The sequence below is a fragment of the Oceanimonas smirnovii ATCC BAA-899 genome, from assembly GCF_000381965.1.
Classification (GTDB): domain Bacteria; phylum Pseudomonadota; class Gammaproteobacteria; order Enterobacterales; family Aeromonadaceae; genus Oceanimonas; species Oceanimonas smirnovii.
Genome location: NZ_KB908464.1, coordinates 80,524 through 94,663 on the forward strand (window position 1 = coordinate 80,524; position 14,140 = coordinate 94,663).

10 protein-coding genes are annotated in these 14,140 nt (G+C 60.6%); 2 read left to right on the plus strand and 8 right to left on the minus strand.

Going from position 1 to position 14,140, the window contains the following annotated elements:
• Window positions 1–12: 12 nt before the first annotated feature.
• Window positions 13–2,226 carry a mechanosensitive ion channel domain-containing protein gene (locus G364_RS0112045; protein WP_211212449.1) on the plus strand — a complete coding sequence of 738 codons (2,214 nt, stop codon included), beginning with the start codon at window positions 13–15 and terminating at the stop codon, window positions 2,224–2,226.
• 44 nt (window positions 2,227–2,270) lie between these two features.
• Here the strand turns inward: G364_RS0112045 and G364_RS16535 are convergent, their stop codons facing one another.
• A complete protein-coding gene (locus G364_RS16535) occupies window positions 2,271–3,074 on the minus strand; it encodes an alpha/beta hydrolase (protein ID WP_019935401.1) in 804 nt (267 codons plus the stop codon).
• A 110-nt stretch (window positions 3,075–3,184) separates the two neighbouring features.
• Between G364_RS16535 and G364_RS0112055 the strand changes: the two genes are divergently transcribed.
• Window positions 3,185–5,434, plus strand: a complete 2,250-nt coding sequence (locus G364_RS0112055; RefSeq protein WP_019935402.1) for a TonB-dependent siderophore receptor — start codon at window positions 3,185–3,187, stop codon at window positions 5,432–5,434.
• A gap of 43 nt (window positions 5,435–5,477) precedes the next feature.
• Here G364_RS0112055 and G364_RS0112060 read toward each other — a convergent pair whose 3' ends face one another.
• The 7 genes from G364_RS0112060 to G364_RS0112090 are packed head-to-tail and all read right to left on the minus strand — an operon-like array spanning window position 5,478 to window position 14,140.
• On the minus strand, window positions 5,478–6,296 hold the full coding sequence (locus G364_RS0112060; RefSeq protein ID WP_019935403.1) for an alpha/beta hydrolase: 819 nt from the start codon (window positions 6,294–6,296) through the stop codon (window positions 5,478–5,480).
• Complete coding sequence (locus G364_RS0112065; protein WP_019935404.1) at window positions 6,277–7,083, minus strand: ABC transporter ATP-binding protein; 807 nt, start codon at window positions 7,081–7,083, stop codon at window positions 6,277–6,279. The genes G364_RS0112060 and G364_RS0112065 overlap by 20 nt, the downstream gene beginning before the upstream one ends.
• Complete coding sequence (locus G364_RS0112070) at window positions 7,080–8,156, minus strand: FecCD family ABC transporter permease (protein WP_019935405.1); 1,077 nt, start codon at window positions 8,154–8,156, stop codon at window positions 7,080–7,082. Before G364_RS0112070 ends, G364_RS0112065 begins: the two co-directional genes overlap by 4 nt.
• Window positions 8,156–9,256 (minus strand): ABC transporter substrate-binding protein, encoded by a 1,101-nt coding sequence (locus tag G364_RS0112075; RefSeq protein WP_019935406.1) that lies wholly within the window; start codon window positions 9,254–9,256, stop codon window positions 8,156–8,158. Before G364_RS0112075 ends, G364_RS0112070 begins: the two co-directional genes overlap by 1 nt.
• 14 nt (window positions 9,257–9,270) lie before the next feature.
• On the minus strand, window positions 9,271–10,032 hold the full coding sequence (locus G364_RS0112080; protein ID WP_019935407.1) for a 2,3-dihydro-2,3-dihydroxybenzoate dehydrogenase: 762 nt from the start codon (window positions 10,030–10,032) through the stop codon (window positions 9,271–9,273).
• Window positions 10,023–13,889, minus strand: coding sequence for a non-ribosomal peptide synthetase (locus G364_RS0112085; RefSeq protein WP_019935408.1), 3,867 nt, complete (start codon window positions 13,887–13,889; stop codon window positions 10,023–10,025). Before G364_RS0112085 ends, G364_RS0112080 begins: the two co-directional genes overlap by 10 nt.
• Window positions 13,890–13,891: 2 nt before the next feature.
• A complete protein-coding gene (locus G364_RS0112090; protein WP_019935409.1) occupies window positions 13,892–14,140 on the minus strand; it encodes a phosphopantetheine-binding protein in 249 nt (82 codons plus the stop codon).

Below are 14,140 nucleotides of genomic sequence, written 5' to 3' on the forward strand. Positions count from 1 at the left end.
CGGAGGCCACTGGTGAATCTGACAACCAAAATACTGTTGCCATTAATCTGGCTGCTCTGTGCTATTCCTGCGGGCCTGGTTCAGGCTCAGCAAGCCGGCCAGACAAAGGATAACCCTTCCTATGCGGCGCTGGCCGATCTGCTGGAAAACGAGCAGTCCCGTGAAAAGCTGATAAACGAGCTGCGCACCATGGCAGACGAGACGGCGACCCAGGCTGAAACGGTAGCGGAAGAGGCCTCGGCAGCGTCTTCGTCCAGCCGCGAACTGGCTCAAACCACGCGAGCCATTGCCGAGGGCATTGGTGAACAGTTCACCGCGCTGGCAGAGGTGGTGAATGGTCTGGTAGACGGTCAGGTAGCCAGTGACGAGCAGTTCAGTCTGGCCGGTTTGATGGAAGCTACCCTTAACCTGAGCCTGGTAATAGTGGCAACGCTGCTGGTCTTTATGCTGATGCGCCGGCTGATTGGCCCTTTGCTTTATGCAAAACTCGACACCTGGGCGCTGCAGGGCGGAAACACTCCCGTGATTCGCCGCGTGATTTGCGTGGCCCTGGCCGCTGCTGTGGATGTACTTATCGTCGGGCTGGCTTACGTGGGCGGTAATCTGGTGGCCACCTTTCTGGTGGGTGAAGCCGGTGAGCAAACCACACAGGCCTCTTTGTTTCTGAACGCCTTTATGGTGATCGAGCTGCTTAAGGTGGGCCTGCGTATGCTGTTTTCCCGCCGCTATGATGGCCTGCGCCTGCTGCCCATTAATGCCAGTGAAGCCGCCTACTGGAACCGTCACATGGCGCTGCTGATTGGCTTGCTGGGTTATGGTGTTATGGTGGCTGAGCCCCTGATCAGCATTCATATTTCCGCAGCCCTGAGCCAGGGTATAAACACATTACTGATGCTAGCCGCCTTTATGTATGCCGCCATCATTATTCTGAAAAACCGTCGCCGGCTGGCGGGCATTATTCGCACTAAAGCCGAGCAAAGCCCCATGGCCACCAGCAAAATCAGCCTGCATCTGCTGGCTCGCACCTGGCATGTGCTGGCGCTGGGTTATTTTGCCGTGGTGCTGGTGCTGGTGCTGTTAAGTCCGGCCAATGCCCTGCCCTTTGTGCTGTTTGCCACCCTGAAAACCCTGGGCATTATTGTGGTGGGCTTGTTGCTGTCTACTCTGCTGGGCCAGACCATAGGCCGGCGCATTCAGCTGTCACCGGAACTTCGCCGCAAAATGCCGTTACTGGAAGCAAGGCTGAACAGCTATGTACCCAATGCCCTGCGCTTTTTGCGTTTCCTGGTATTGGCGGCGGTTATTTTGCTGTCGTTTAATGCCTGGCACGTCCTGGATCTGGCCACCTGGTATGCCTCGGAAGCAGGCGGTGTGCTGATGGGCCGCATCATTGCCGTGGCCATTGTGCTGGCAGTGGCGGCTGCCATCTGGGTAACCTGTGCCAGCCTGATTGAACACAAGCTCAATCCGGAAACCGGCACCGGCATTCCCTCGGCACGCACACAGACCCTGCTGTCATTGTTCCGTAGTGCGCTGGCGGTATTGCTGGTCACCATGACGGTGATGATTGCCCTGGCCGAGCTTGGCATTAATATAGGCCCGCTGATTGCCGGTGCCGGTGTGCTGGGTCTGGCCATTGGTTTTGGTGCCCAGAAGCTGGTGCAGGATGTGATCACCGGTATTTTCATTCAGATTGAAAACGCCATGAACACCGGCGATGTGGTCACCCTGGGTGGCATTACCGGCACTGCCGAGAAGCTCAGCATTCGCTCTGTGGGCATTCGCGATCTGAACGGCACCTACCATATTATTCCCTTCTCCAGTGTGGATACGGTGTCCAACTATATGCGTGACTTTGCCTACCATGTGGGTGAATACCGGGTGTCTTACCGGGAGAACATTGACGACGCCATTGCCCATCTGCAAAACGCCTTTGAAGAGCTGGCCGCCGATGAAGCACAAAAGCCCTACGTGCTGGAGGCGCTGGAAGTGGCCGGCGTGGTGGCCCTGGCCGACAGCTCGGTGAACATTCGCGTGCGCATTAAAACCGTGCCCGGCATGCAGTGGGCCGTGGGCCGTGCCTATAACCGGCTGGTGAAAATGCACTTTGAGCAGGCAGGCATTGAAATACCCTACCCCCAGAGCACGGTGCATTTTGAAGGCAGCGGCCAAGGCGTGGCACCCGCGCTCAAGCTGGAGCAGGCAGGCGAACGCCACAGCGGCTGACTGATAAATTGATGTTACTGACCAAACCGGCTTCGGCCGGTTTTTTATTGCTGAGCCATGCTCAGAGCGGTGGGAATGGAAACGTCTCTTACGCTGCCGTGATGATGATTGAAGTAATCCGTGTATTGCACTGCCATTGCAGGCAATTCGCTCAGCCGGCGGGCCATGTTACGGGTGGCATTTTCAGGCACTGTGCTGCCGCGGCGGTGTGAGCTGCTGCGCTGCAACAGCAAGGTGATCGCTGGCCACTGCTGGCGCTCACGATAGGCTTTTTCCGCCTTTAACAGCTGGCCGCCCTGCCACCACAGGGAAGGATCTGCCGCCACATAGCGCTGGTAGCTCTCGGGATAATGAAACAGGGTATGCAGCACAAAGAGGCCACCAAACGAGTGCCCCCACAGAGTCTGGCGCTCGGGGTTGACCGCCGCCGCCCGGCCGACGGCGGGCTTTATTTCATCTTCTATCAGTTTCCAGAAGCCATCAGCACCACCGTATTCATGTTCTGTGACTGCATTGGCAGGAACCGGTGTGTAGTCAAAGGTTCGTCCGGTGCGGGCATCGCTGTGGTAGGCAATGGTCACCAGCACGGGCCAGTCGCCTCCCTGCAGCCGGCTCAATCTGCTCTGCGTCAGTCCTTTCAGGGCGGCGGCACCATCCAGCATATACAACACCGGATAACCGCCTTCGGGTGCCGCTGCGGTGGGCAGGCCTATTGTGACCCGATATTCCCGCCTGCCGTCCCGGGACTGAAAGTCCAGCTGCTGGTAACGGTAGTGCTCTGTTTGAGGTGAGCTGGCACAGGCGGGGGTTAACAGCAGGGTTATCAGCAGTAACTTCCAATAGCGCATGGGTATTTTTCCCTAAATAGATTATAGAAACAAAAAGCTTTGCGAATGATACATATAATCATTTACCATTACGAAAAATCATATTGATTACGTTTGTAAGGAAACCGGTAATGCAAAAGTATGTATGGCTGCTTGGCAGCTGCGTGTTGGCCACAACGGCTCAGGCCAATGAGGCCTACACCCTGGATGAAGTGCTGGTCACCGCGGAAGAAATTCTCAAACAGGCTCCCGGGGTGTCCATTATTACCGCCGAGGATCTGGCAAAGGCACCGGTCAGTAATGACTTGTCTGAGGTGATCCGTACCATGCCCGGCGTGAACCTCACCGGCAACAGCACCAGCGGCCAGCGCGGCAACAACCGCCAGATTGATATTCGCGGCATGGGCCCGGAAAACACCCTGATCCTGATTGACGGCAAACCGGTTAACAGCCGCCAGTCGGTACGCTATGGCTGGCGCGGCGAACGGGATACCCGGGGAGACACCAACTGGGTGCCGATGGAAGCAGTAGACCGCATTGAAGTGCTGCGCGGCCCTGCCGCGGCCCGCTACGGCAGCGGAGCTGCCGGTGGTGTGGTGAACATTATTACCAAGGCCATTCCCGAGGAATTTACCGGCTCGGCCACCGCCTATTATGAAATGGCCGAGTCGGACAAAGACGGTGACAGCGAGCGTCTTAACTTTATGCTGGCCGGCCCCCTCTCCGACAAGGTGGGCCTGCGCTTGTCCGGTAATGTCGCCAAAACCGAGCCCGACGCCTGGGATATCAATAAGGGGCATCAGTCTACCCGGGTAGACACCGGACGGGTTGACTACAGCAACACCTTTCCGGCCGGGCGCGAAGGCGTACGCAACCGGGATCTGGCCGCGCGCCTGAGCATTCAGCCGACAGAATCTCATCAGATAGATCTGGATGTGAGTTTCAGCCGTCAGGGCAATATCTACAGCGGCGATACCCAGAACACCAATAATTTTACCGAGGTCGATGGTAACCCGAACAGCACCTCACAACGGGTATTCGACAAACTGGGTGCTGAAACCAATATCATGTATCGCGACACCTATGCTCTCACCCATAAGGGCACATTTGACGCGGGCAACTCCCTTTCTTATGTGCAATATGAACAAACCCGGAATCACAGGCTGAATGAAGGCCTGGCCGGCGGTACCGAAGGGCTGTTTTCCGATGACAGCATGAGCACCTCCAGGCTGGAGCAAATCACCGCCCACAGCAGTATTAATCTGCCGCTGAACACTGCCGGCCTTGAGCAGACCCTCACTCTGGGTGGCGAATGGAAGGATCGCAAGTTCAGTGATGAGAACTCGGTAAGCCAGACCACCACCGAAGGCGGTGATATTGCCGGTCTCACCGGTAACCGCAGCTCACAGGCCAAAGACTACATTGCCTCTGCCTTTATGGAGAGCAATATCAACCTGACCGACAGCACCATACTGACCCCGGGTCTGCGCTACGATTATCACAACATTACCGGCAGCAACTGGAGTCCGTCGCTGAATGCCACTCAGTATCTGAATGAGAACTGGACCCTCAAGGCCGGCATCGCCCGGGCCTACAAGGCGCCCAACCTGTATCAGACCAACCCCGATTATCTGCTCTACAGCCGGGGTAATGGCTGCTGGGGCGGCGGCGGCTCCTGCTACCTGCAGGGCAATGATAACCTGAAGGCAGAGACCAGCATCAACAAGGAGCTGGGCATTGAGTTCACCAACGAAATGGTGGTGGCGGGTGTCACTTATTTCCGCAACGATTACCGCAATAAAGTAGAGGCCGGCACTCGCCCTGCCGGTCAGGCCAGCGGCGGTAACGGGGCCTTTGTTAATTCAGACATCTTTCAGTGGACCAATGTGCCCAAAGCGGTGGTAGAAGGGCTGGAAGGCACATTTAATATTTCCCTCACCCCTGAGCTGGACTGGTCCAATAACCTGACTTATATGCTGCAAAGCAAGAACAAAAGCACCGGTGAATCGCTGTCGGTCATTCCGGAATATACCCTGAATTCCCGCCTTGACTGGCAGGCCAGCGATCAACTGAGCCTGAACACCCATGTTACCTGGTATGGCAAGCAGGTACCCAACAAGCTCGACTTTCAGGGCAAACCGATGGAAGGCGAAGAGCAGCAGCAACTGTCGCCCTACGCCCTGGTGGGCCTGGGTGGCCGCTATCAGCTGACCGATGATTTCAGCCTCAGTGCCGGTATCAACAACCTGTTCGACAAACGTCTGTATCGCAAGGGCAATGCCGTGGGTGTGGGGGATCCGCGCACCATCTATGGTGCCGGTGCCGCCACCTATAACGAGCCGGGCCGCAGCTATTACGCTTCTGCCACCTACCGGTTCTGAGCACACACATATACAAAAACAGCGCCTCAAGGCGCTGTTTTTTTTATGGCTCAAACATCAGCCGCAGGGCGCGCTGTATGCCGATCATCACCACCGAGCTGTGGTCCTCTTCGGGAAAGCAGCGATAGCTGACCCGCTGCGGGCCCAGCTGCTGCTGGCACAGGGCGGCCACAGCGGCGGCGTGGGTGAGCATGGCGCGAGTGTTGCGCCGGGCAATCAATTGCTCTCTTGCCGGCCCGTCGGGAATCCAGGGCGCCGGTGTGCCCTCCCACTCGCCGGTGGCAATCAGCACACGGGGGGCCTGACTGGCCTGCAGCTGCTGCAGTCGTTTGGTCAACGCGTCGGGCTGCCACCACACAGAAGGGCTGATGGCGGCAAAGTGGGAAAAGGCATGAGGCTGCAGGCCCAGCGCATTCAGCACAAAATAACCGGCCAGAGAATGGCCGAACAGCATCTGATGAGCCCGGTTAAAATTAAATTCCCGGGCCAGCTCAGGCGTCAGCTGCCGGCTGATAAAGTCCAGAAATGCCCTGCCACCACCGGCGGTATCGGCTTTTACCGCTGCCGAGGGTTCAAAGGTAAAGTCCCGGTAACGGAACTCGGTGGCAAACAGCCGTTCATCACCATGGGCAATGCCCACCACGGCGGCCAGCCCCACACCGGTGGCATCGGGCCGGCGGCCGCCGCGCTGTATCGCCTCCACAACAGTGGCAAACAAGGCATTGCCGTCCAGCACATAAACCACGGGCCAGCCCTGCTCAGGCGGCTCGCCCTTGGGCTGCCAGATACTGATCTCGTATTCAATGCCGCTGCTGTTGGCACAATAATTACGTACCCGGCTGTCAGCCAGTGACCATGTCATCTTCAAGGGCCTCGTCGTCAATCATTACCTGCATCTGGCCACGCGCGCAGTATTCAATACGCGCCCTGACCCCATACACCTCGGCCAGAGAAGCCGGCGTAATGGCCTGCTCCGGCGTGCCGCTGGCCACCACCTTGCCTCTGGCCAGCATCACAATGCCGTCGGACCAGCGGGCCGCGATGCTTAAATCATGGAGCACCACCATCACTATCATGTGCCGCTCCCGGGCCAGCTCCCGCACCAGCCGCATCACGCGAAACTGATGCTTTAAATCCAGCGCACTGATGGGCTCATCCAGCAGCAGCACCCTAGGGTTGCGCGCCAGCACCTGAGCCAGAGACACCAGCTGGCGCTGGCCGCCGGACAAATGCCCCAGGTTGCGCATGGCCAGATCAATAATGCCCACCCGCTCCAGTACGCTCACCGCATGCTGCTTGATGGCCTCGCTGCTGTGCAGCCCCTCCATGGGAGAGGCCCTGAGCGCGCTGATCACACTTTCCAGCACATTCAGCGACACCCCCTGAGGCAGAGTCTGGGGCATATAGGTGACGCTTCTGGCCCAGTCTGCCAGCGGCTTGCCTATCAGCTCGGAGCCGTTCAACTGTACTGAGCCCGTCGCTGGCTGCAATCCCGCCAGCGCTCTGAGCAGGGTGCTTTTGCCGGCGGCATTGGGGCCAATCAGGGAATACACGCCGCCGGGACTCAGCATGGGCAGGGTCACGCCCTGCACCACGGCCCGTTTGCGGTAGCCGGTGGCCAGGTTGGTAATAGTCAGACCGTCACTCATGATCGGGCCTCCGGTTTCCAGAAGATCAGCAACAAAAATACCGGCACGCCCACCATGGCGGTGACGATACCCACCGGCAACAACACGCCGGGCACCAGCATTTTGCTGGCCGCCGAGGCCAGCGCCATAATCAGCGCCCCGGTCAGCAGAGTGCCCGGCAGTAAAAAGCGATGATCCTCACCCAGCAGCAAGCGGGCAATATGCGGCCCCACCAGACCGATAAAGCCGATGGTGCCCACAAAGGCCACCGAGGTGGCGGCCAGCAGGCTGACCCTGAGCAGCGCCAGAAAGCGCAGCCGTCCCACATGAATACCAAAGCTGCGGGCGCGATCTTCCCCCAGCCGCAGGGCGGTCAGCTTGCTGGCAGACAACAGTGAAAACGGCACCACCAGCAGCAATACCAGCGCCATCAGCCCCACATTCTGCCAGTTGGCGCGGGACAGCGAGCCCATGCTCCAGAACACCAGCTGCTGCAGCGCCGCCTGAGAAGAGGCAAACTGCACAAAGGCCACCAGAGCGTTAAACACAAACACCAGCGCAATGCCCAGCAGCACCATGGTTTCCACGCTGCTGCTGCGCAGCCTGGTCATCAGCTGCAGCAGCAGCACAGAGCCAAAGGCAAAAATAAAGGCGTTAAGGGATACCATCCATTCGGCGGCTATAAAGGGCAGACTGATGCCGAGCACGATGGCCAAGGCGGCACCAAATGACGCCGCAGACGACACCCCCAGGGTAAAGGGGCTGGCCAGAGGATTATTGAGAATGGCCTGCATCTCGGCCCCGGCCAGAGACAGGGCCGCTCCCACCAGCACCGCCATCAGTGCATAGGGCAGACGCACATTCCAGATAATGGTGTGCTGGGCCGGCGACAGCGATGCCGGATCCAACAGCCCGGCCCACACCTGGGCGGCGGTCATGGCAGAGGGGCCTGTAGTCATGTCCAGCAGCAGGGCGGCGGCGCACAACAGGGTAAGCGCGGCCAGCACCAGCAGCCGCCAGCGCACCTTGCCGCGATAGGCAAATAAAATGTCAGCGCTGGCGCTGCGTTGTTCAGTCAGGGTATTCAAGGGCATTACTCAGCAGAAGACAGACTGATCCAGCCGGTGCCCTCATAGGGTACCGCCAGAAAGTCCTGATTGATGGTGGCAAGGGTTTGAGCCGGCGCAAGATCGGCAAACACCTCAGGGTGCAGCCACTTGGCCAGCACTTCCACCGCCACTATGTCCAGGGGCGAGTTCAGCAGCTGATGTGCCAGTCCGTATACCCGGCCCTGATGAACGGCGGTCAGATCCTGAATGCCCTGACGCTCGGCCACCCGCTGCAGGGCCGCTCTGGCCTGCTCGGGGCCATAGCCGCCGCCCAGCACCAGGCCGTTGCTTTTTTCCAGCGCAGGGCCGCCGGTGGCGATATACACATCAGGATCACTGGCAATAATGTATTCCAGATTCAGCTTGCCCGAGGCCCGGGTCAGCACGTCTGCGCCTATATTATGGCCGCCGGCAAAGTCGATATAATCCCCTACTCCGCCGGTGCCCGGGGAAAAGCAGCAGTCCTGAGTAATGCCCGCATGGGCTTCCATAAAGACGCTGGGCTTGTCGGTGCTCTCTTGCAGTTTTTCGGCAATCTGGGCCAGATGCGCATCCCGCAGCGCCAGATAGTCACTGGCCTGCTGCTCGTGGCCGGTCAGGGTGCCCAGCAGCTGCAGGCTGGGGGCCTGATGCTTGAAGGGATCAATAAAGAAGTCGATAAACACCACGGCAATGCCGGACGCCTCCAGCAGCGCAATCTGATCCTCCGTAGGGCCCCGGCTTAATGACAGCACGGCCACATCGGGCTCGGCGGCCAGCATGGACTCCATATCAAAGCTTTCGGCGGAGCTGGACACCAGCGGCACTTGCTCAATGGCCGGAAATGCCGCCCTGAGCTGCTGATAATAATGCTCGCCCACCCGGTTGATGTCTTTGGGCCAGCCCGCCAGGTGCTGCACCGGATCATCAGATATCAGCGACAGCGCCAGCAGAAAGCGGCCGTCGTCAATGGCGATGCGCTCTATTTTGTTGGGCAGGGTCACGGTACGACCGCGCAGGTCGGTCACCGTTTGCCCTGCCAGCGCCGGTGTGGTGACCAGCATCAGCAGGCAGAGCCAGTGCCTGAGTTTTTTAACATACAACATGCTTATTATCCTTGTTAACCGCGCAGGGTGGCACCGCCGTCCACATAGAGATCGTCCATTACTATATGGCCGGCCTGATCCGACAGCAAAAACATCACCGCATTGGCTACGTCCTCGGGTTGCGCCAGTTTGCCCAGCGGAATGCCGGTTTTATAAATATTCGGCAGGCCGGCAATCACCTGTTCAGCGCCACGCTCGTCGGCCCACATGCCGGTTTGCATGGGCGTCAGGGTAGAGCCGGGTGCCACCGTGTTGCAGCGAATGCCAAGGGGGGCCAGCTCCAGCCCCAGGCAACGCATCAACATGTGGGTCGCCGCCTTGGACGCGCCATAGGCGGCCATGGCGTGCCGCGGTATGCCGGCGGCATTGGAGCCCACTGTCACCATAACGCCCTGCCGGCGCGGGCTCATTACTCTGGCCAGGGCCCGGCACAGATAGAAGACCCCGTCGGTATTTACCGCAAAGGTACGCCGCCACTGCGCATCATCAATGGTGTCTATGGTGCCGGACTGCAGCACACCGGCCACATTGATACCAAAGCCGATGGGGCCCAGCCGCTGTTCAATGTCATCCACCAGGGCGTTGACCGCCACTGAGTCGGTCACATCCAGCGGGCGGCTGTGCACTCGGGGCAAACCGTCAAACTCAGGGGCCACCACATCCGTGGCCACCACTGAGCAGCCGCTGTGATGCAGCAGTTTGACCAGAGCCCGGCCAATGCCGCCGCCGGCACCGGTAACCAGCGCCAGTTTGCCGTTAAATCCGCTCAGCTGCATTTTATGTTCTCCTCGGTGTGGGCCATGACGGCGGCAAGCTCGGGGGCCAGTGCCGCCGAGGCCTGACTGCCGGTCATTTCGGCATGTAAAAAAGGTAATTCAATGGCTTGTACTTGAGTGGCATAGGGTGCCCAGAGGGACGACTGCAGCCAGGGCTTATCACCATGATCCCGGCCGGCACGCACGTGCAGCAGAGTGCCCGCCAGCGGCTGATGATAGTGCTCCCGCACCCATTTGTTGGTACTGGTCACCGCCCGCACCACGCCATCCAGCGCTGCCTCGGGCAAATTGCCCAGGGTGGTGTCGCCCCGGCGCAAAAACGCCACTACCTTTTCACGGGTGTCGAGCTCTGTGTGCTGCTCCGGATCGTAACCGGCAATGGCCAGCAGGGCGCGCAGCGCCGCCACCGGGCCCGGCTCCGGCTCGGCGCGCCAGCATTCCGCCGGATAGGCATCCAGCAGCGCCACCATGCCCACCGGCCGCCCCAGCTGCTGCAGCCGCACCGCCATGGCCTGGGCGATAATGCCGCCCACAGACCAGCCCAGCAGGTGCACGGGCCCTGTCGGGTACAGCTCATTGATAGTCTCAACGTAACGGGCCGCCAGGCTGTTGATGCTGTCCTCCAGGGGTTGCTGTGGGTTCAGCGCCGGTGACTGCAGGCCATACAGCGTACGGCCGGGCAGGCGCTGGGCCAGCTCGCGGTAGTTCCAGGCAATGCCCCCCGCCGGGTGCACCGCAAATACCGGAGGCAGACTGCCCTGCCCTTTCGAGAGTTGTATATAAGGCCCCAGGCCGTCATCAATGCTGAACTGGTGCGCGTCCAGCACGGCCGCCAGCCCCGCTACCGTAGGATTGGCAAACAAAGCGCCCAGCCCCGGATCCCGCTGCCAGCGGACTTCTATGGCCAGCAGCAGATGCACCGCCGAGAGCGAGTCGCCCCCAAGAGCAAAAAAGTCATCCTGCCGCCCCGGCAGCGCGGCCAGCTTCAGCTGCTCGGCAAACAGGACGGCCAGCGCCTGTTCGGTGGCGGTTTGCGGCTCGCCGCCGCTGCCGCTGTCGGCTTTGGGTGCCGGCAGCGCCTTGCGATCCAGCTTGCCGTTAGCCGACAGCGGCCAGTGCTCAAGCCAGACAAAGGCCGAGGGCACCATGTAATCCGGCAACCGGCCCGCCAGATGCAGGCGCAGTGCCGCTTCATCGGGCACGGCATTGTCTTTGGCCTGCTCTTTGGCCTGCATATAGGCCACCAGTCTGGGGTTGCCGTCGTCATGGCGCAGCAGCACTTCACCCCGGGCCACGCCCGGTGCCGTGCTCAGGGCGTGGGTAATGTCGCCCAGCTCAATGCGCAGGCCGCGCAGTTTTATCTGATCATCACTGCGGCCCAGATATTCCACCGCCCCGTCCCGGCGAAAACGTGCCACATCGCCGCTGTGATAAAGCCGCTCGCCGGGTGTAAAGGGATTAGCAATAAAACGCTCATTGGTGAGCGCCGGCTGGCCCAGATACCCCCGGGCCAGCTGCACCCCGCCCAGATACAGATCACCGGCCACGCCGGGCGGCTGGGGCCGAAACTCGGCATCCAGCACATACAGCTGGGTGTTCCACACCGGAAAGCCAATGGGCACGGAAATGCTGGTGTCGCTGCGGCTCGCTTCCCACCAGCTCACGTCCACCGCCGCTTCCGTGGGTCCATACAGGTTGAACAAGCGGGCCGACAGCCGCTGATGAAAGCGGTCCCGCAGGCTGGCGGTCAGGGCCTCGCCACTGACAATTACCCGGCGCAGGGAAGCATGCTCACCGCCGGGAGTGGCCAGAAAGGCCGCCAGCATGGAAGGCACAAAGTGCAGCGTGGTAATGCCCTCTTCATCAATAAGCCGGGCGATATGCCGCGGATCCTGATGGGCGTCGGGGGGCGCTATCACCAGACAGGCCCCGCTCAGCAGCGGCAAAAAGAACTCCCATACCGACACATCAAAGGTAGCGGGGGTTTTCTGCAAAATGCGCTCGCTGGCATCCACCGCAAAAAACGCCTGCATCCACAGCAGCCGGTTGACGATAGCTTTGTGCTCCACCACCACCCCCTTGGGCTCACCGGTGGAGCCGGAGGTATAAATCACATAGGCGGCATCCTGCGGCACGGGCCGGTGAGCCAACGCCACTGTGCTGTGCTGAGGCCAGCTGCCGGGGGCCAGTGGCTGCCAGCGGGCAAAGCGCGCCGGCTCATCGGTCAGTATTCGGGCCGGCCGGGCCGAGTCAAGAATGCGGCGCAGGCGTTCGTCGGGCTGGCTGGCATCCAGCGGCAGATAGGCACCGCCGGCGCGCTGAATGGCCAGCAGGGCGATAACCAGTTCAAAGGAGCGCGGCAGCGCCACCGCCACCAGGGACGACGGCGGCAGCGTCAGCGCCAGTGCCCGGCTGCGTTGCTCCAGCTCGGCGTAACTCATGTGCTCACCGTTAAACACCAGCGCCGTGGCCCCGGGGGTGGCCGCCATTTGGGCCTCGAACAGTGCCACCAGTGTGGTGTCGGGCACAATATGGTCAGTCTTGTTTACTTCAAGAGAATACCGCGCCTGCTCGGCGGGGGTGGCCAGGGGAATGTCCTGCAGCCGGCCATTGTGCTGCCATACCGACAGTGCCGCCTGCAAAAAGGCCGGCAGCCGGGCACTGTGATCCGCTACGTCTTGCTGGCTGTAAAGGCGACCATTGGCTTCAATTTCAAGGTGCAGGCTGTCCTGGCCATTGCCCCGAAAGCCCAGGGTCAGGTCGTCCACTGGCCCCGTGCTTAAAATGTGCAGTTCGGCCTGCATGCCCTTGAGGGTAAAAGGAGTGTAAAAGGGCTGCACATTGATCAGCGGCCCGTGCAGCCGGCGCTGGCCGCCAATCAGGCCCAGGTCCCGGCGCAGCTGCTCACCCCGGTAGCGGCCATGGCGGCGGCCCCGGGTCAGCTCCCGCACCGTGTGGGGCAGAAACTCGCTTAAGGCCTCATTTCCCGCTCGCAGGGCCAGCGGCAGTACGTTCATCACCATGGCGGGCAGGCGCGCCGCCTTGCTGCCCAGGCGGCCCATATAGGGCACGCCCACCACCACTTCCGCGGCCTGATCGCTGTGGCGGCGGCAATATTCAGCGGTCAGTACGGTCAGCACATCGGGCCAGGGCAGCTGCCGGGCCTGACACAGGCTTAACAGCTGAGCACGCAGCTCATGGCCCAAAGGCACTCTGTGCCGGTGGCAGGCATGCACAGCCGCATGGGGCTGAGGCTCGCCGGCAAGGGTGGCCGGCGGCGGCAACGCATTCAGGGTGTCTTTCCAGTAGGCCTGATCCCGGCGTCGGCGTTCGCCGAGCTGGTAGTCCTGATCTTCCTGCCATACCGGCAGCCAGGGCGCAAAGGGCTGGCTGCGGCCGTCACCGGCATAAAGGGCACTGACCCGCTCGCAGAACAGCGCCATGCCATAGCCATCGTTCACCAGATGGTGCACCCGCACATACCAGGCGTAGCGACCCTCACCCAGCAGATACAGCCGCTGGCAGGCCAGCTTGTCCTGACAGGGATCCAGCGGCCGGTTCACATCGGCCAGATAGTGCTGCTCGGCGGCTTGCGGCTGATGGACCATGTCAATCACTTCCAGCCGGGGCGTGTGCGCGGCGTCGGGCCACTGCAGCGGACCCTGGGCAAAGCGCAGCTGCAGACTGGTGGCCTCCCTGGCGGCCTGATTGGCGGCCTGCTCAAAGGCATTCACATTCAGCTCGCCCTCAAGATAAATGACATGGGCGGTGTTAAAGGCCGGATTGTCCGGTGCCAGCTGCTGGGCAAACCAAAGTCCCTGCTGGGCTTCGGTCAGGGAATAATGATGGCCTGACATTATCAGGCACCGCCCTGCTGACGCTGCACCTGCTGCCACCAGCCATCGAGCGTCGGCGTTTCCGCCAGATCGGCAAAACGCAGCTCCAGGCCGGTTTTGTTCCATTCCACCGACAGGTTAAAAATGCGCATCGAATCCAGCCCCCAGTCCAGCAGGTTGTCGTCGTTGTACAGTTCATCAGGGCTTTCACCCAGAATGGCGGCAATATCGCTGCGCATACGCTCCAGGGTAAGGGGTGCTTGTTTGCTCAT

Excerpts from the sequence above, each read along its gene's own strand:
- G364_RS0112060 (WP_019935403.1), bottom strand. The coding sequence starts at position 6,296 with ATGACATGGTCACTGGCTGACAGCCGGGTACGTAATTATTGTGCCAAC.
- G364_RS0112070 (WP_019935405.1), bottom strand. The coding sequence starts at position 8,156 with ATGCCCTTGAATACCCTGACTGAACAACGCAGCGCCAGCGCTGACATT.
- G364_RS0112055 (WP_019935402.1), top strand. The coding sequence starts at position 3,185 with ATGCAAAAGTATGTATGGCTGCTTGGCAGCTGCGTGTTGGCCACAACG.
- G364_RS0112080 (WP_019935407.1), bottom strand. The coding sequence starts at position 10,032 with ATGCAGCTGAGCGGATTTAACGGCAAACTGGCGCTGGTTACCGGTGCC.
- G364_RS0112090 (WP_019935409.1), bottom strand. The coding sequence starts at position 14,140 with ATGAGCAAACAAGCACCCCTTACCCTGGAGCGTATGCGCAGCGATATT.
- G364_RS0112075 (WP_019935406.1), bottom strand. The coding sequence starts at position 9,256 with ATGTTGTATGTTAAAAAACTCAGGCACTGGCTCTGCCTGCTGATGCTG.
- G364_RS0112085 (WP_019935408.1), bottom strand. The coding sequence starts at position 13,889 with ATGTCAGGCCATCATTATTCCCTGACCGAAGCCCAGCAGGGACTTTGG.
- G364_RS0112065 (WP_019935404.1), bottom strand. The coding sequence starts at position 7,083 with ATGAGTGACGGTCTGACTATTACCAACCTGGCCACCGGCTACCGCAAA.
- G364_RS16535 (WP_019935401.1), bottom strand. The coding sequence starts at position 3,074 with ATGCGCTATTGGAAGTTACTGCTGATAACCCTGCTGTTAACCCCCGCC.